A 17,245-nucleotide genomic window follows, 5' to 3' on the forward strand; every position below is an offset into this window, starting at 1 on the left:
GCGGCTGGCGAACTGATCTAGAACGTCCTTAAGACGCGCGCGCACCGCGCTTGAGGAGAAGACCATGCAGCATCGCCTCTACTTCCTGATGCCGGACGTCGCCAGCGCCCGGCGCGTGATGAACGATCTCCTGCTGGCGCGCATTACCGAGCGCCACATCCACTTCGTCTCCAGGCCCGGCGTCGATCTCACCGGCCTGCACGAAGCCAACATCCTCCAGACTTCCGACATCGTCCACGCCACCCAGAATGGGTTGGTGATCGGCGGCGGAGCGGGCGTGCTGGCGGGCGTCGTGGCGGCCATGTTCCCGATCATCGGTGAAGGGCCGCAGTGGGGCATGGTGGGCATTACCACCGTGGTTGGCGCGCTGTTTGGCGCCTGGGCCTCGAGCATGATCGGCAGTTCGGTGCCCAACAGCCGCCTGAAACCGTTCAAGCAGGCAGTGGAGGACGGGCAGATCCTGCTGATGGTCGATGTGCCGCGCTCGCGCGTGAAAGAGGTACGCGCGCTGCTGCAGAAGACGCATCCCGAAGGCCACTTCAGCGGCGAAGACGCGGCCATGCCGGCCTTCCCCTGAGTGGATCTGCTGACAACGAAGCCGGAGCCCAGTGCTCCGGTTTTTTTATGCCTGCGCCTCATGCCGACGCGATCGTCAAATTTGGATGCCGGTGAACATGGCGCCGTAATTCGGCTGGCACAGTGGAGGGTTCCGCAACCGTCACGCTCCCTCACGCCATGCACCGATGCCACGCCCTCCGCCTCGCCAGTGAGTTTTCCGGGAGGGCGGCGCAATGAGCCTTGCCGTGCTGCATTCGCGGGCGCTGTCGGGCATCGATGCGCCGGCCGTCTCGGTGGAGGTTCATCTGGCGAACGGCCTGCCATCGTTCACCATCGTCGGCCTGCCCGACACCGAGGTGAAGGAGAGCAAGGATCGCGTACGGGCGGCGATCCAAAACAGCCGCTTCGAGTTTCCCGCGCGGCGCATCACCGTCAACCTCGCCCCGGCCGATCTTCCGAAAGAATCGGGCCGGTTCGACCTGGCTATCGCACTGGGCATCCTCGCTGCAAGCCGGCAGATTCCGCACACGCATCTGGACGCGCACGAGTTTGCGGGCGAGTTGTCGCTGTCCGGCGATCTGCGGCCGATTCGCGGTGCGCTTGCGATGGCGTATGCGCTGTCGCGCCACCCCGCCCCTGCCGATGGCGATGCGCCGCTTGCCCGCGCCTTCGTGCTTCCCGCCGAGAACGCCGCCGAAGCTGCGCTCGTGAGCGGGACCAAAGTCTTGCCTGCACGCACGCTCATCGAGGTGTGCGACCACCTGAGCGCGCCCGACCGCAAGCTGGCGCCTGCCCTGCCGGCGCCGGTCGATGCGGACATCCGATATCCCGACTTGGCTGACGTGCGCGGACAGCCGCAAGCGCGGCGGGCACTGGAAGTCGCGGCCGCCGGCGGGCACTCCATGCTGATGATCGGGCCGCCTGGCACCGGCAAGTCGATGCTCGCCCAGCGGTTTCCCGGCTTGCTGCCGGACATGAGCGACGACGAAGCGCTCTCCGCCGCCGCCGTGATGAGCCTGACCACGCGCGGCTTTGATGCACGGCGCTGGAAGGTCCGGCCGTTCCGTTCACCGCACCACACGGCGTCGGCTGTGGCGATGGTGGGCGGGGGCAATACGCCAAGGCCGGGCGAAATCTCGCTGGCGCATCAGGGCGTGCTTTTCCTCGATGAACTTCCAGAGTTCGAGCGCCGCGTGCTCGAAGTCCTGCGCGAGCCGCTGGAAACCGGCCACATCACCATCTCGCGTGCGGCGCATCAGACCGACTTTCCGGCCAGCTTCCAGCTGATTGCCGCAATGAACCCGTGCCCGTGCGGCTATCGCGGCCATCCGCTGCGGGCGTGCCGCTGCACGCCGGACCAGGTGGAGCGTTACCAGGCGCGCATCTCCGGACCGCTACTCGATCGCATCGACGTGCAGATCGAGGTGCCGACGCCCTCGCAGGAAGAACTGCTCGACGGGCCGCCAGGTGAACCGACGCTCAACGTGGCGCAGCGTGTCGCTGCCGCGCACGCGCGACAACTCGCACGACAAGGCAAACGCAACGCCTTGCTGGGCGGCCATGAAATCGATCTGCATTGCAGCCGCACCGATGCGGCCGATGGCTTGCTGCGCCACGCGATGACGCGCTTTTCGTGGTCGGCCCGCGCCTATGCGCGCGTGCTCAAGCTGGCTCGCACGATTGCCGACTTGGCAGGCGACGAGCAGATCGATGCGGCCCACGTGGGCGAAGCCATTCAGTACCGGCGCGGGGTGAAGGCGGATTAACGATCACCCGCCGCGATGAAGCTTAGGCGGTCTGCCGCTTCACAAAAAACAACGCCGCGCCAATGCTCATCAGCATGCCGCCGAAGAAGCGGCTCTGCCAACGCAGCGCGCGCGGATTGCGGAACAGGCGTTGCGCCCGCGAGGCCAACAACGCATAACCGTGCATGACGATCAGGTCGACGAACACCATGGTTGCCGCCAGGATGCCGAGTTGCCAGAGCAGCGGCTTGGCCGGATCGATGAACTGCGGCAACACGGCCACCATGAACAGGATGCCCTTCGGGTTCGTCAGGTTGGTCAACAACCCGACCAGGAACCGGCGGCGCGCCCCACTTCCTGAAACCTTCACGGGCTCGCCCTCAGCCGGCTTGGCGATCTGGATGGGCGTGCGCCATTGCACGATGCCCAGGTAGATCAGGTACAGCGCGCCGATGATCTTGATGGCTGTAAAGGCATGCTCCGATGCGATCAGCAGTGCGCCCAGCCCCGCGCCCGCAATGAAAAGGATCACAACAATGCCCAGTTCCAGCCCCGCAATCGTGACCGACGTGCGGCGCACGCCATGCGTCAGGCCGTGGCTCATGCAGAGGATGGCGCCGGACCCCGGCGAGATGGCGATCACCCAGGCGGCCAGAAAAAAGGCCAGCCAGACTTGCAACGTCATGATGGTTCCCCGTGATGTCGTGAATGGTCTTGCGGTAAAGCGCAAGGCGACGATTGTGCACCGGCTTCGGCAAGTTCGCTCGAGGCTGCTTAGGGACTAGTACGGATGAAAGCTGACGAGGAATTGATCGACCTGCTCCTGCTGGCGTGCATCGCGTGCGGCATCGCCCGATTCCAGCACGACGGCCTGGTAGGCGCGCTTTCCCGTGGCGACCACGCGGGCGGTCAGCCGGCGCGGCGCGGGATCGTCTCCGCCAGCACCCTGCGCAATCAACTCCACCGCCGGCAAGGACAACGGCGGCTGCGCGGCGGTCTGCACGGCGATGTCGCGCGCGGTCACGCGGCCCTTCAAGTTGGCGGACAGACCACTGCGCAGCGCCTCCACGGCGCGTTGGCGCCAGACCGGATCATCCGCCGGCAGTTCCACCACGCCGACGGCGAACAGCGTGCCGTCGACGCTGGCGGCCTGCATCGTCATCGGCATGCGCTGGCCGTTGATGACGACGGGACGCGCCTCTGCGGTGGGCTTGGCGGGGTAATCCACGGCATAGGCGCCTTCGTTGGAATGGACCGTGCGCCAGTCGTACTTTGGCGAACACGCCATCAGCAGCGCACAGGCCAACGCGCCACCCGCCCTCCGCCAGCCTGCCGTAACGTTCACTGCCACGCCGCCTCCCGTTAGTTTTCGGTCCGTTTCCGAGCCGCCTATTATCGGACAGAGATGCCCGCCCTCCCCGTGAAGGACCGCCATGCCCGCCCCGTCCGCCACCCTGCGTGCCCTGCGCGCCGACATCACCACGCTCGACTGCGATGCCATCGTCAACGCGGCGAACAGCTCGCTGCTCGGCGGTGGCGGCGTGGGGGGGGGGGGGGGGGGGGGGGGGGGGGGGGGGGGGTGGGGGGGAGGCCCCCCCCCCCCGCGCGGCCGGACCGGAACTATTGGAAGCCTGCCGCGCACTCCATGGCTGCCGGACCGGTGAAGCCAAACTCACGCCCGGCTTTCGTCTGCCCTGCCGCTACATCATCCATACCGTCGGACCGATCTGGCGCGGCGGTCGGCAGGACGAGGCGGCGCTGCTGACCGCGTGCTACCGCAACAGCCTGGAGCTGGCACGCGAGCACGGTGTACGCAGCATCGCGTTTCCGTGCATCAGCACCGGCCTGTATGGCTTCCCGCCGCAATTGGCCGCGCCGATTGCAGTACGTGCCGCCCGCGAGCATGGCCGCCGTCTGGAGACGATCACCTTTTGCTGCTTCTCGGCTGCGGATTTGATGCTGTACGAAGCCGCCCTCGGCAACGGAAAGTGATGCATGTAGCGCACTGCAGACGGATTGACGCGACGCACATGCGACGGTGGCACGGCGGGCCTACAATAAGCGTCTGATTTCTTTCCGGATCCCGTTGCCGACATGGCCTCGACCCTGACTTCCTCCGCAGCCGCGGCATCTGGCGCCACCTCAGGCGGGCGCCGCTGGCTGCTTCCCGTGATCGTGCTGGTGCTGGCCGTGGCCGGCTGGTTCGGCTGGCGTGCGTTTTCGCCGTCGCAGCAGGTGCCCGCCGCCACCTTCACGCTGCTGGATGGGAAAAAGCTCTCGACGCAAGACCTGAAGGGCAAGGTCTATCTCGTCAATTTCTGGGCTACGAGCTGCGCTACGTGCATCAAGGAAATGCCCAACATGATCCAGACGTACAACAAGTACAAGGGTGAAGGTCTGGAGTACGTGGCCGTGGCGATGAGCTACGACGCGCCGATGTACGTGATGAACTTCAGCCAGACGCGGCAGCTGCCCTTCAAGGTCGCGATGGATGCCGATGGCTCGGCCGCCAAGGCCTTCGGCGATGTACAGCTCACGCCGACCACGTTCCTGGTCGATCGCGACGGCCGCATCCTCAAGCGCTACGTGGGCGAACCGGAATGGTCGTCGTTCGACGCGCTGCTCAAGCAGACGCTGGGCAAGCAGGCCTGAGCGTCCACGCCTCAATTCAAACGAAACGCCCGGTGAATGCCGGGCGTTTTTGTTTCCGGGCAACGCACGTTCCACACTAGGTTCACGCGGGCCTGCTGCAATGGCGGTCCGTCAATCCCAGGTTCGATGGAGCGCGCATGGCCAATCACTACTGCATGTTCAAGGGCAAGCTGAAATTCGGCGTGCCGTATCTGGAGGGCTACAACGGCAATCCGCATTACGCGATCGTGATGGAAGCGCCGGACGGTTCGGAATTCGTGGTGCTCGCCAACGTGAAATCCGACTCCAGCATGCCGGGCGCCGGCGCCGCGGGTTATCACGTGCTGTATCAGTGGACGACAGATCTGCAGCTGCCGATCACCGCCGACCTCGCCGCCCTAGCCCCCGGCCTGCACGAAAGCGGCTTCCCACGCCTGGACTACGTGCGCGACGCCGGACTGGTCGACTTTCCCCACATGAGGCCGATCGCACTGGATACCGAAACGGAACACAACGACATCAACGCGCTCGTTGACGACATGCTCAACCTCGACCGAACCGCCACGCCCATCGACTACGTCTATCACGGCAGTTCCGGCGATGACGACCGCAAAGGCTGGCCCCCGCGCACCGACGTGACGGTCTACGGCTTCGGCTTCCTGTTCGAGCCACAGCACAACGGACTGCACGAAACGCACATGAACCAGGGCAATCCGGTCGTGCATACGCCGGGTGTGAAGGACCATTCGCGCGAAAACGGTATACGGCAGGACGGTGCTGTCATCGTGGAAATCGACGGCAAATTCCAGGCGCTTCTGATCGCGTTTCAGACGCAACGGATTCCGACGGATGACCGCGGATATCCGGTGGCGGATGCGCATCCGATTCTCGGCTGAGCGGGAAAAGAAAACGCCCGGTCTTGGCCGGGCGTGTCATGTGCGGGCGTGTCAAATCAAAGGCCGTACCGCTTGATCTTGTCATACAGCGTCGCGCGGCCGACCTGCAGAATGTCGGCCGCCTGATGCACCGAGCCGCCGGTGCGCGCCAGCGTTTCGGCTATCACCGTGCGTTCGTAGCGCTCCACCCGCTCCTTGAGCGGCATGCCGTCTTCTGACGCATCCGGCACGACCGGCGTGCGGCCCACGCCAAGCACCAGACGATCGGCCGCGTTTCGCAGTTCACGCACATTGCCGGGCCAGTTCGATTGCATCAGCTCATGGCGCTGACGCTCGGCCAGCATCGGCAGCGGGCGCTGATAGCGCACAGCGGCCTCGAGCAGGAAGTGTTCGAACAGCGGGATGATGTCTTCGCGGCGTTCGCGCAGCGGCGGCAAATCGATAACAACCACATTTAGCCGGTAATACAAGTCGCGCCGGAAACCGCCCGCCTCGATCAGCGCTTCCATATCGCCCTTGGCGGCCGCGACAATGCGCACATCGATGCGTACCGAGGCATTCGAGCCGAGCCGCTCCAGCGCGCCCTCCTGCAGCACGCGCAGCAGCTTGACCTGCAGCGCGATCGGCATGCTCTCGATCTCGTCGAGGAACAGCGTGCCGCCCGAAGCGTGCTCGAGCTTGCCGATGCGGCGCTTGCCCGCGCCGGTGAAGGCGCCGGCTTCGTGGCCGAACATCTCGCTCTCGAAAATCTGTTCGGGCACCGCGCCGCAGTTCAACGCAATGAATGGCTTGTCGTGACGCGGCGACAGCATGTGCAGGCTGCGTGCGACCAGTTCCTTGCCCGTGCCGGTCTCGCCGTTGATGAGCACCGGCGCATCCGTGGTGGCGACGTTTTCGATCAGCGCGCGAACCGCACCCATCGCAGGCGAGCGCCCGATGATGCGCGTGCCAGCCGCCGGGCCCGCCAGTTCGCGGCGCAGTGCGCGGTTTTCCAGCTCCAGCGCGCGGCGCTCGACGGCGCGGCGCACGGTCTCGGTCAGGCGCTCGGCAGGAAACGGCTTCTCGATGAAATCGAACGCGCCTTCGCGCATCGCCTGCACGGCCATCGTGATGTCGCCATGGCCGGTGACGAGCACCACGGGAATCCCCGTGCCAAACGACTGGCAGTGGGCAAGCACGTCCAGGCCGCTCGCGCCCGGCAGGCGCAGGTCGCTCACCACCACGCCAGGGAAGTTCGCGTCGATCTTGCCGACGGCTTCTTCCGCGCTGCCGAACGCCTGCACGTTGAAGCCGGCCAGTTCCAGGCTCTGTGCGGTGGCCTGGCGAACGGGCGGGTCGTCTTCGATGAAAAGAACGGTCAAGCCTTCGGACATGGTTCGTATCTGTATGGAAAACGGATCAGGTGGACTCCGCGGAGGTCACGTCGGCGCGTACCAGCGTCAGCGTAAATTGCGCGCCGCCGCCCGGCATGTTCACGGCCGACAGCGAGCCGCCGAAGTCCCGCGCGATGCTGGTGGAGATGGCAAGCCCAAGGCCGAGCCCCTGGCCGATCTCCTTGGTGGTGAAGAACGGCTCGAACAGGTGCGGCATGGCGTCGGGCGGAATGCCGGGGCCGTTGTCGCGCACGGCAATGGACAGCTGATTCGGTTGCGCCTGCGCGCCCTCTGCGGGGCCGATGGTGATGTCGATGCGGCCGGCGCGTGCCGGTTCATTGGCGTTGATCGCATCCAGCGCATTGCCAACCAGATTGATCAGCACTTGCTCCAGCTTCAGTTCATCGGCGCGAACGACCGCCTCCGTCTCGGGGATGCGCCAGTGCAGTTCGACCAGCACGTCGCCCAGGCGCGGACGCAGCAGCGCGAGCGTGTGATCGAGCGCTACCCGCACCTGCACATCCACCACCTTGCGCCGCGAGCGGCCCGCGAACAGCTTGAGCTGCGCGGTGATCTTGCCCATGCGTTCGGTCAGGTCGGCAATCGCCTGCAGGTTGTCGGTGGCCGCGCCGTGCTGGCCGCGTTCAAGCAGGATGCGCGTGTTGTCGGAGAACGTGCGCAGCGCGGCCAGCGGCTGGTTCAGTTCGTGCGTGATGCCGGCGGCCATCTGCCCCAGCGCGGCAAGCTTGCTGGCCTGCACGAGTTCGTCCTGCGTGGCGCGCAGTTCGGCCTCGGCGCGCGTGCGGTCGACGATCTCGTGCTGCAGTTGTTCGTTGGTGGCCATCAGGTCGGCGGTGCGGTCTTCCACGCGGCGTTCGAGCTGGTCGTATGCCGCTTCGAGCAGGCGCCGGCTACGCAGCATCTCCATCATGCGCAGTCGGCGCTGGCGCCAATAGAACAGCAGCAGGCACGCAAACGCGAAGGCGAACGCCGCCGCCACGGTCGCGCTGCGCGCGGCGCCCATCACGGGCTCCACCGGCGTGAGATACATCAGCGTCCAGTCGGGCTCGACTAGGTCACGCGAAACCTGCAGATAGCGCGTGGCGTTCGTGCGCTCGCCCACGCGGATCAGCTCTGCGCCTTCCGGCAACCTTCCGGTCAATCGCAGGAAGGCCGGCGCCTCGGGCTGCAACGGCAGCGGCGTGATCTGCTTGCGGTAATACTGGCGCGTCGCCTCCAGCTGCGCCTGCAGTTTCGACGTAAGAGGCTCCACCGTGCGGTACTGCCACGCGGGCACGGACGACAGGAAAATCACACCGTTCTCGTCGGCCACCATCACGGGCTCCGACGCGTCGTGGCTGGCGCGGCCGAACCATTCGAGGTTGAGCTTGACCACCGTCACGCCGATCACGCGGCCATCCTGCATGACGGGCTGCGAGATGTAATAGCCCGGCTCCTCACGCGTGATGCCAATGCCGTAAAAGCGCCCGACGTGGCCTTCTGCCGCCTGCTGGAAATACGGCCGGAACAGATATTCGGCGCCGACGAAGCTGTCAGGCTGGTTGTAGTTGGATGCGGCCAGCGCCTTGCCGCTGGGGGCGATCACATAGGTGGCAGTGGCGTGCGCGCGATCGTTGACTTCCCGCAAATAGCGGTTCGCCCGGTCGACGTTGGCAGGCGTCGGATTGGCGAGCAGATCGTGGATGAACGGATGCAGCGCCACCAGCGCCGGCAGGTATTCGTAGCGGTCGAGCGTGCTCTTGAGGTTGGCGGCATAGCGATCGACCCGGCCACCGGCGGCCTGCTGGGCCTGCGTGAGCCCCCGGTTCCAGGCCACCACAAAGGTGGTCGCGCACACCACGGCCATCACCATCACGAGCCCGAGCGCCACCAGCCACCAGAAGCCGCGTCGCGAGCCGGAGGCGCTGGTCAAGGAGAAATCGGGATCGGACATCGGCTGGAGGTCGGCGGCGGAGAGTGTTGCCGTGCCTTCCAACGTCGTGCCCGCAGTCGGCATGTCGCCGAGGTGCTTCACGAGGTGCATCCCAAAAAAGAAGCGGGGCCGTCTGGAAGGACAGGCCCCGCAATCATACGCTTTGCGCTTTCAGGCGCCGGCGCCCGCAGGCGTCAGCCAGAACCGAGCGATCAAACTGCCGGGGTGGCCGGCACGCCCTCGTCGCTGCGGTCGCCCGACAGCACGCGAGCCAGCTTGGCACGATCCAGTTCCCGTTCCCACGCCGAGATCACCACGCAGGCCACGCCGTTGCCAGTGATGTTGGTCAGGGCACGGCATTCGCTCATGAAGCGGTCGATACCGAGAATCAGCACCATGCCCGCCACCGGAATATCCGGCACCACGGCCAGCGTTGCAGCCAGCGTGATGAAGCCCGCACCGGTGATGCCCGATGCGCCCTTCGACGTCAGCATGGCAACGGCCAGGATGGTCAGTTGCTGCGTCCAGGTCAGCTCGATGTTCAGCGCCTGCGAGATGAAGATCACCGCCATCGTCATGTAGATGTTGGTGCCGTCCAGGTTGAACGAATAACCGGTCGGAACCACCAGGCCCACCACCGACTTCGAGCAGCCCAGCTTCTCCATCTTTTCCATCAGGTGCGGCAGCGCCGATTCCGACGAGCTGGTACCCAGCACGATCAGCAGTTCTTCCTTGATGTACGAAACAAAGCGGAAGATGTTGAAGCCGACGAGCCGCGCAATGATGCCCAGCACCACCACCACAAAGATGACGGCCGTCAGGTAGAACGTGCCGACCAGCTTGAGCAGCGGCACCAGCGAGATCACGCCGTACTTGCCGATGGTGAATGCCATGGCGCCAAAGGCACCGATCGGGGCCACGCGCGTGATGACGTGCACGATGCGGAAGAACACATGCGAGATCTGGTCGATGAAGTCCGTCACCACCTGTGCACGGTCACCGATCGCCGAGAGGGCACCGCCAAACAGCAGCGCGATCAGCAGGATCTGCAGAATGTCGCCCTTGGCAAACGCATCGACCACCGTGCTCGGGATGATGTTGAGGAGGAAGTCGACCGTGCTGGCCGAATGCGCCTTGGCGGCGTACTGAGCCACGGCCTTGGCGTCGATGGTGTTCACATCAACGTTGAAGCCGGCGCCCGGGTTGAAGATGTGGCCAGCAGCCAGGCCGATCACCAGGGCGAAGGTCGAGACCACCTCAAAGTAGATCAGCGCCTTGCCGCCCACGCGGCCCACCTTCTTCATGTCGCGCATGCCGGCAATGCCGGAGACGACGGTACAGAAGATGATCGGCCCGATCACCATCTTGATCAGTTGGATGAAGCCATCGCCCAGCGGCTTCATCTTCACGGCGAGTTCGGGCGAGTAATGGCCCAGCAGAACGCCAATGACGATGGCCGCCAGCACCTGTACGTACAGGATTTTATAGAACGGTTTTTTCATGTCTTCCTCGAGTGTCACAGACCGGCCGTGCGCTCAACTGCTCGCCCGGTCCGACCCGCCCTGGTGTGGTCTCTCTCCTGCCTCGATACGCCGATGTTCCCGGCGCCTCCCGCAGCAGGTCGCTCTTTATTGCAAGGGCTATGCCAACGTCGATTTCGAGGACTGGCTGCCCGCCAGCCCTTGTACCAGCTTGGTGTGACTACGATGGCACCCGCCCCGGCCGTCGTCAATCCCGGAATCCGCGCACGGCGGGTGTCCAGACATCCGGAAAACATGCTGCGACGCAGCATCGCCGGTCGCATCGCACCTCCCTCGCGAGGAAAGGGGCGCATCGGGGCCGTATAATGCCGGCTCGTTACGCAAATCCACCTGTGCGCGCCACGCCGGGAAGGCCATTCGCCTCATGCCGCGCGCGCCGCCACGCAGCCCTCCCAGTCCTCTCCGTCCGCCCATGAGCAGCCACTACCAGCACCACGTTTTCTTCTGCCTGAACGAACGCGAGGATGGCTCGCGCTGCTGCGCCGACTTTGGCGCCAAGGCCATGCAGGAATACGCCAAGAAGCGTTGCAAGGAACTCGGCATCAACGGTGAAGGCCGCGTGCGCATCAACAAGGCCGGCTGCCTGGACCGCTGCGAACTCGGTCCGGTCATGGTGGTCTACCCCGAGGCCGTCTGGTACACCTTCGTCGACAAGGAAGACATCGACGAGATCATCCAGAGCCATCTGATCGAGGGCAAACCGGTCGAACGGCTGATGGTCGACCGCCCCGCCAACGCGTGAGCCCGCGCTTTACCGCATCTGCTTCTCCAGTCTCCATGAACGTTCATACCGAAGAACGCCTGATTCCCGGCCCCGTCGGGCAGATCGACCTGTCGATCGACCAGCCGGACGGCGCACCGCGCGGCTTGGCGCTGATCGGCCATCCGCATCCGCTGTTCGGCGGCACCAAGGACAACAAGGTCGCGCAGACGCTGGCACGCACCTTCGTCGGCCTCGGCTATGCGACGGTGCGCCTGAATTTTCGCGGTGTGGGCAAGACCGAAGGCACGCATGACAACGGCATCGGCGAGCAGGACGACATGCTGGCCGTGCTCGACTGGATGCGTACACAGACCGAATGGTCTGCCGATGTGGCCACGCTGCCGCTGGCACTGGGCGGTTTCTCGTTCGGCAGCTTTGTCGTCTCGCAGGTGGCCCGCCGCCTGACCGAAGCCGGCACACCCGCGGAGCGCCTGGCGCTGGTGGGCACCGCCACCTCGCGCTGGGATGTGGCACCGGTGCCGGCCGACACCATCATCATCCACGGCGAACAGGACGACACCGTGCCGCTGATCGACGTGCTCAACTGGGCGCGCCCGCAGGAGCTGCCCGTGATCGTCATCCCCGGAGCCGATCACTTCTTCCACCGCAAGCTGCATCTGATCCGGCAGCTCATTACCGGCGCCTGGGCGCCAAAACCGTAACACTCACCCGTTGACTTTCCGGACGCCGCGCCTCCCCCCGTTTTTCTGGCAGGCGGCGCCATTGAATTCCAAGCAGACCGCAGGACCCGACATGCAGACCCGCTTCGCCCATTTCACGCCCTCCGCCTTCCATTCCGCCGCCGCAACCGCCGTGGCCGCCGCCGTGCTGGTCACCGCGCTGCCCGCCATGGCACAGCCGGTGCCAGCGCCGCAAGTCGCGGCCCGCTCATGGATGCTGACCGACGTGACCAGCGGCCAGGTGCTCGGCGGCGCAAACATGGACGAACGCATCGAGCCCGCCTCGCTCACCAAGCTGATGACGGCCTACCTGGTCTTCGAAGCCGTGCGCGACGGCAAGCTCAAGTACGACCAGATGATCACGCCGACCGAGACCGTGCGCACCGTCAAGACCGACGAATCGCGCATGTTCCTGGAAGCCGGCAAGCCCGTCTCGCTGCGTGAGCTGACGCAAGGCCTGATCATCCAGTCGGGCAACGATGCGGCGCTCGTGCTGGCCGAGGCTGTGGGCGGCACCGAGACCAACTTCGTGATGCTGATGAACCGCGAAGCCGAGCGCCTGGGCATGAAGAACACGCACTTCATGAATGCCGCGGGCCTGCCCGACCCGAATCACTACTCCACCGCACGTGATCTTTCGATCCTGACCGCGGCGCTGATCAAGGATTTCCCGCAGGACTACAAGTTCTACTCGCAGAAGGATTTCACCTATAACAACATCAAGCAGTCGAACCGCAACCGCCTGCTGTGGCTTGATCCGACCGTCGACGGCGGCAAGACGGGCCACACCAAGTCGGCCGGCTACTGCCTCGTCACATCGGCCAACCGTCCGCTCCCGGATGTGCCGGGTGCGAACCGCCGCCTGCTGTCCGTCATCGTCGGCACCAAGAGCGACGCGATCCGCACACAAGAGAGCCTGAAGGTCCTGAACTACGGCTATCAGTTCTTCGATACCGTGCGCCTGTACAAGGCCAAGGAAGCCCTGCAGACGCCCGACGTGTACAAGGGCCAGGCCAAGAGCGTGAAGCTGGGTGTGGCGGAAGACAAGTGGATCACCGTGCCCAAGGGTGCAGGCGCACGCCTGAAGCCGGTGCTGGAGCGCAAGGACCCGCTGATCGCCCCGATCGCCCAGGGCCAGCAACTGGGCACGGTCAAGGTGATGGACGGCTCGATCGTGGTGTCGGAGTTCCCGGTGGTGGCACTCGAAGCGGTGTCGGAAGCCGGCTTTATCGGCCGCACGATCGACGCGGTCAAGCTGTGGTTTAAAAAGAAGTAATCGTCCCCATTTACTTCGACATGACCTCCTCTCACACTCCCCCGCCGGGCCACATTCCGCCCGAACAGTCGCTCATCGAGTACCCGAGCGATTTCCCCATCAAGGTGATGGGGCCGATGCATGACGACTTTGCCGCGACCATTGTCGAGGTCGTCCGCCTTTACGATCCGGACTTCCACGAAGGACGCCTGGAAAAGCGTCCGTCATCCAGCGGCAACTACCTGGGCCTGACGGTGATCGTGCGTGCGACGAGCCGCGAACAGCTGGACGCGCTGTACCAGGCGCTGACGAGCCATCCGATGGTGAAAATCGTGCTGTAAGGCAGCTCAGCGCCGCCCGGCAGAATGCAAAACGCCCTGGTCATGCCAGGGCGTTTTGCTTTGTCAGCGCACTTTTCCCGATGCCGGTCTCAGCCCTTCGGCACATGCCCCAGGCAGACCGCGTTGTCGTTCATCAGCCCGGCCAGCTTCAGCTTGAACGCAGCAATTTCCGGCAGCAGCCACGTGCGAAACGCCTGCATCTTGGGCGTCTGCAGCGCGCTGTGCGGGCAGACGAAGTAGTAATTCCATGGGCACGGGATCGTCGTCTCGAACAGGCGCACCACGCGACCAGTCAGCAGATCATTGAAGGCCAGCGTCGGACGGATCAGGGCAATTCCCTGCCCCGCAGCCGCCGCTTGCAGCAGCAATGACGAATCCTGGAACATCAGCCCGCCGCGCGGCTCCACAAACCCCTCCAGGCCAGCCGCATCGAACCACGGTTTCCATGCCTCCCCCTCGCTGCGCAGCAGGGTCATGCCCGCCATCTCGGCCAGCGTGCGTGGCAGGCGTCCGCCGTTGAACGACGGGCTGCAGATCGGGAAAAACACATCGTCGAGAAGCTTCTCCACGTACAGGCCCGGGTAGTTGCCCGAACCCATGCGCAGCGCCACGTCCACCTCTTCGCGCGCAAAGTCGACCAGCGCAGGGCTGGAGAACAGCTCCACCTCCAATTCCGGATGGCGTTCGATGAAGGTGCCGATATGCGGCGTCAGCCAGCGCGCCGCAAACGACGGCATCGTGCTGATAGCCAGACGGTTGTCGCGGTTGCCGGCGCGCAGTTGGTGCGTGGCCTGCGCGATCTGGTCCAGCGCCTCGCGTACGCGGTCGGCATAGGCGCGGCCCGCGTGCGTGAGCATGACCCGCTTGCCGCGCCGCTCGAACAGCGGCACGCCCAGCTCGTCTTCGAGCGTGCGCATCTGGTGGCTGACAGCCCCATGCGTCACGAACAGCTCGGTCGCTGCACGCGAAAAACTCTCATAGCGCGCCGCCGCCTCGAAGACCCGCAATGCGCCAAGTGACGGCAAGCGCATCGGTTCGCGGATTTCGGTCATCTTTCCCTCCGGATTTTCGTAGCGCAGCATGGTTTTTATGTGAGCTGCGCTATCAAGAAACGCAATATATATCGTTTGGTACAAGGCAACCAAGCGCCTAGACTTCCTTCAACGGCAAGGCCCCATCCCACTGCCGTGAAGGAGCCGATCATGAAAGCTGTACTAACAAAAATTGTATTCACTCTGCAGCCCGGCGAAGTGGTGGCACTGCGCATGCCGGCCAACCAGAATCTGCGCGTCGAAGAAGCCTATGGGCGCGACGTATGGATCACACACGAGAACAAAGCCGGCGATGAATGGCTGCACGCGGGCGGCAGCGTTGCCGTGAAGCGCGGTGAAGAAATCGTCGTCTCGGTGGACCCGAAAGCCCTTGGCCCCGTGGCATTGGCAGTAGAAGCCAACGATGGCCACATGCCGCGCCAGCCATGGCACGTCGCAAATGGGTGGCGCCACACGCTAGCTGCGCTGGGCTGGAACGAGCACGCCGATACGCCCGTTGTGGCCGCCTGAGCCGGAAACCTGTTTCAAGCCTCCTTTTGCGGCCTCTGCCGCAGAAGCCGATGCCGGCGCCGATGCCTCCCATCGCGCCGGCATCTTTTTTTGGCTCAACCCTGCAGGCGAAGCGGGCAAAGGCGCAGGGCGCCCGTACCCGCCCTGCGCTACACTCGCGGGCATGATTCCGATTGACATCGTCGAACGCGGCCTGCAGGACTACGCCACGTGCTTCGACGAAATGCAGACCTTCACCGCACAGCGGGGCCCCGATACGCCCGACACGATCTGGCTGGTCGAACACCCGCCGGTGTTCACGCTCGGCCTGGCCGGCGACCCGGCACATCTGTTGGCCCCCGGCAACATCCCGCTCGTGAAAGTCGACCGTGGCGGCCAGATCACTTATCACGGCCCCGGCCAAGTCGTCGCTTACCTTTTGCTGGATTTACGCCGCCGCGGGCTGTTCGTGAAAGCGCTGGTCGACGCGATCGAGGCGGCCGTCATCGAGACGCTCGCCACGTATAATGTCGCCTCCGAACGCAAGGCTGGCGCCCCCGGCATCTACCTGTCGGGCGGGCCGCATGCTGGCGCCAAGATCGCCGCGCTGGGCCTGAAGATCCGCAACGGCTCCAGCTACCACGGCGTGAGCCTGAACCTGGCGATGGACCTGTCGCCCTTCACGCAGATCAACCCGTGTGGCTATGCCGGCCTGGAAACCGTCGATATGGTGACCGCCGGCGCCCGTGAGGCGTCCGGACGCCCCGTCGATGCGAACGACTGGCAAACCGTTTCCCGCGGCCTGGCCGATGCGCTGGTCGCCCAATTGCAGCAACGCGCGCAAGCGCACCCCGCCGAGGCCGCTACCGCATAGCGCCCCGAAATGCACGAGCCGCAAGCCCGTGCGGAGAACACGATGACCGATTCCGCCGCCGGCGCCACTGAAGTCGCCACCCCTGCCACCCCGTCGAACAAGCCGTACGACGCGACGGCCAAGCAGAAGTCGCTCGACAAGACTGCACGCATTCCCATCAAGATCGTGCCGGCCGAGAAGCTCAAGAAGCCGGACTGGATTCGCGTGCGCGCCGCCACCGGCAACTCGCGCTTCTACGAAATCAAGGACATCCTGCGCGCCAACAACCTTGTGACGGTGTGCGAAGAGGCCAGCTGCCCGAACATCGGCGAGTGCTTCGGCAAGGGCACGGCCACGTTCATGATCATGGGCGACAAGTGCACGCGCCGCTGCCCGTTCTGCGATGTCGGGCACGGCCGCCCGGACCCGCTCGACGTGAACGAGCCGGAAAACCTGGCCAAGACGATCGCTGAACTCAAGCTCAACTACGTCGTCATCACCAGCGTCGACCGCGACGACCTGCGTGACGGCGGCGCCCAGCATTACGTCGATTGCATCTCGCGCACGCGCGCCCTGTCGCCGGGCACGCGCATCGAAGTGCTGGTGCCGGACTTCCGCGGCCGCCTGGAGAAGGCGTTGGACATCCTCCAGGAATGCCCGCCCGACGTGATGAACCACAACCTCGAAACGGTGCCCCGCCTGTACAAGCAGGCGCGTCCCGGTGCGGACTACGCGCACTCGCTGAAGCTGCTGAAGGACTTCAAGGCCCGCAACCCGAATGTGCCGACCAAGTCCGGCCTGATGGTCGGCCTGGGCGAGACCGATGAGGAAATCCTGGAAGTCATGCGCGACATGCGCGAGCACGACATCGACATGCTGACCATCGGCCAGTATCTGGCGCCGTCGGGCCACCATCTGCCGGTGCTGCGCTATGTGCACCCGGACACCTTCAAGATGTTCGAAGAGAAGGCGTACGAGATGGGCTTCACGCACGCTGCGGTCGGGGCAATGGTGCGCAGTTCCTACCACGCGGATCAGCAGGCACACGAAGCCGGCGTGGTCTGATCACCGCCGGAACGCTGCAGAAACAAAAAGGGCCTTGGGTTTTACCCCAAGGCCCTTTTGCTTTGGTGCG

At 64.9% G+C, this 17,245-nt stretch carries 17 protein-coding genes and 1 pseudogene; 12 read left to right on the top strand and 6 right to left on the bottom strand.

Annotated features, from left to right (window positions below; all coding sequences use genetic code 11):
* Positions 1-64: 64 nt before the first annotated feature.
* Both R2669_RS12185 and R2669_RS12190 read left to right on the top strand, forming a co-directional pair.
* Positions 65-577, top strand: coding sequence for a DUF1269 domain-containing protein (locus R2669_RS12185; protein ID WP_147214019.1), 513 nt, complete (start codon positions 65-67; stop codon positions 575-577).
* Positions 578-791: 214 nt separating this feature from the next.
* On the top strand, positions 792-2,324 hold the full coding sequence (locus tag R2669_RS12190; protein ID WP_316900297.1) for a YifB family Mg chelatase-like AAA ATPase: 1,533 nt from the start codon (positions 792-794) through the stop codon (positions 2,322-2,324).
* Between the two features lie 22 nt (positions 2,325-2,346).
* Here R2669_RS12190 and R2669_RS12195 read toward each other — a convergent pair whose 3' ends face one another.
* Together R2669_RS12195 and R2669_RS12200 are read right to left on the bottom strand one after the other, a co-directional pair.
* Positions 2,347-2,988: a LysE family transporter gene (locus tag R2669_RS12195; protein WP_147214017.1), complete on the bottom strand. Its 642-nt coding sequence runs from the start codon at positions 2,986-2,988 to the stop codon at positions 2,347-2,349.
* 96 nt (positions 2,989-3,084) lie between these two features.
* A complete protein-coding gene (locus R2669_RS12200; protein ID WP_316900299.1) occupies positions 3,085-3,654 on the bottom strand; it encodes a hypothetical protein in 570 nt (189 codons plus the stop codon).
* Positions 3,655-3,736: 82 nt separating this feature from the next.
* Between R2669_RS12200 and R2669_RS12205 the strand changes: the two are divergent.
* The 3 genes and pseudogenes from R2669_RS12205 to R2669_RS12215 all read left to right on the top strand — a co-directional run bounded on the left by R2669_RS12205 (position 3,737) and on the right by R2669_RS12215 (position 5,830).
* A pseudogene (locus R2669_RS12205) lies at positions 3,737-4,295 on the top strand (macro domain-containing protein).
* Positions 4,296-4,397: 102 nt separating this feature from the next.
* Positions 4,398-4,955, top strand: a complete 558-nt coding sequence (locus R2669_RS12210; protein WP_316900301.1) for a TlpA disulfide reductase family protein — start codon at positions 4,398-4,400, stop codon at positions 4,953-4,955.
* A gap of 137 nt (positions 4,956-5,092) precedes the next feature.
* Positions 5,093-5,830, top strand: coding sequence for a DUF2278 family protein (locus tag R2669_RS12215; protein WP_316900303.1), 738 nt, complete (start codon positions 5,093-5,095; stop codon positions 5,828-5,830).
* Between the two features lie 56 nt (positions 5,831-5,886).
* Here the strand turns inward: R2669_RS12215 and R2669_RS12220 are convergent, their stop codons facing one another.
* The 3 genes from R2669_RS12220 to R2669_RS12230 all read right to left on the bottom strand — a co-directional run bounded on the left by R2669_RS12220 (position 5,887) and on the right by R2669_RS12230 (position 10,638).
* Positions 5,887-7,203 (bottom strand): sigma-54-dependent transcriptional regulator, encoded by a 1,317-nt coding sequence (locus tag R2669_RS12220; protein WP_316900305.1) that lies wholly within the window; start codon positions 7,201-7,203, stop codon positions 5,887-5,889.
* A gap of 25 nt (positions 7,204-7,228) precedes the next feature.
* Entirely contained in the window at positions 7,229-9,247 is a 2,019-nt protein-coding gene (locus R2669_RS12225; protein WP_316900306.1) for a sensor histidine kinase, read from the bottom strand.
* A gap of 101 nt (positions 9,248-9,348) precedes the next feature.
* Positions 9,349-10,638 carry a dicarboxylate/amino acid:cation symporter gene (locus R2669_RS12230; RefSeq protein WP_147214011.1) on the bottom strand — a complete coding sequence of 430 codons (1,290 nt, stop codon included), beginning with the start codon at positions 10,636-10,638 and terminating at the stop codon, positions 9,349-9,351.
* 451 nt (positions 10,639-11,089) lie between these two features.
* On the opposite strand from R2669_RS12230, the gene R2669_RS12235 reads away from it, so the two are divergent.
* From R2669_RS12235 to R2669_RS12250, 4 genes are all read left to right on the top strand, one after another.
* The gene (locus R2669_RS12235; RefSeq protein ID WP_027678378.1) at positions 11,090-11,419 is read left to right on the top strand and encodes a (2Fe-2S) ferredoxin domain-containing protein; all 330 of its coding nucleotides are present in this window, start codon (positions 11,090-11,092) and stop codon (positions 11,417-11,419) included.
* 35 nt (positions 11,420-11,454) lie between these two features.
* Positions 11,455-12,102 carry an alpha/beta hydrolase gene (locus R2669_RS12240; protein WP_147214010.1) on the top strand — a complete coding sequence of 216 codons (648 nt, stop codon included), beginning with the start codon at positions 11,455-11,457 and terminating at the stop codon, positions 12,100-12,102.
* Positions 12,103-12,193: 91 nt separating this feature from the next.
* Positions 12,194-13,396, top strand: a complete 1,203-nt coding sequence (locus R2669_RS12245) for a D-alanyl-D-alanine carboxypeptidase family protein (RefSeq protein WP_316900308.1) — start codon at positions 12,194-12,196, stop codon at positions 13,394-13,396.
* Positions 13,397-13,416: 20 nt separating this feature from the next.
* Entirely contained in the window at positions 13,417-13,716 is a 300-nt protein-coding gene (locus tag R2669_RS12250; protein WP_316900309.1) for a DUF493 family protein, read from the top strand.
* Positions 13,717-13,805: 89 nt separating this feature from the next.
* Here the strand turns inward: R2669_RS12250 and R2669_RS12255 are convergent, their stop codons facing one another.
* Positions 13,806-14,768 carry a transcriptional regulator GcvA gene (locus tag R2669_RS12255; RefSeq protein WP_316888700.1) on the bottom strand — a complete coding sequence of 321 codons (963 nt, stop codon included), beginning with the start codon at positions 14,766-14,768 and terminating at the stop codon, positions 13,806-13,808.
* A gap of 150 nt (positions 14,769-14,918) precedes the next feature.
* On the opposite strand from R2669_RS12255, the gene R2669_RS12260 reads away from it, so the two are divergent.
* The 3 genes from R2669_RS12260 (at position 14,919) to lipA (ending at position 17,175) form a co-directional block, all read left to right on the top strand.
* Positions 14,919-15,278 (top strand): DUF2917 domain-containing protein, encoded by a 360-nt coding sequence (locus R2669_RS12260; RefSeq protein WP_316888702.1) that lies wholly within the window; start codon positions 14,919-14,921, stop codon positions 15,276-15,278.
* 163 nt (positions 15,279-15,441) lie between these two features.
* Positions 15,442-16,131, top strand: a complete 690-nt coding sequence (gene lipB / locus R2669_RS12265; protein WP_316900311.1) for a lipoyl(octanoyl) transferase LipB — start codon at positions 15,442-15,444, stop codon at positions 16,129-16,131.
* A gap of 42 nt (positions 16,132-16,173) precedes the next feature.
* The gene (gene lipA, locus R2669_RS12270; RefSeq protein WP_316888704.1) at positions 16,174-17,175 is read left to right on the top strand and encodes a lipoyl synthase; all 1,002 of its coding nucleotides are present in this window, start codon (positions 16,174-16,176) and stop codon (positions 17,173-17,175) included.
* Positions 17,176-17,245: the final 70 nt, after the last annotated feature.

Origin of the sequence: Ralstonia edaphi (assembly GCF_958350185.1) — a bacterium.
Taxonomy (GTDB): Bacteria; Pseudomonadota; Gammaproteobacteria; order Burkholderiales; family Burkholderiaceae; genus Ralstonia; species Ralstonia edaphi.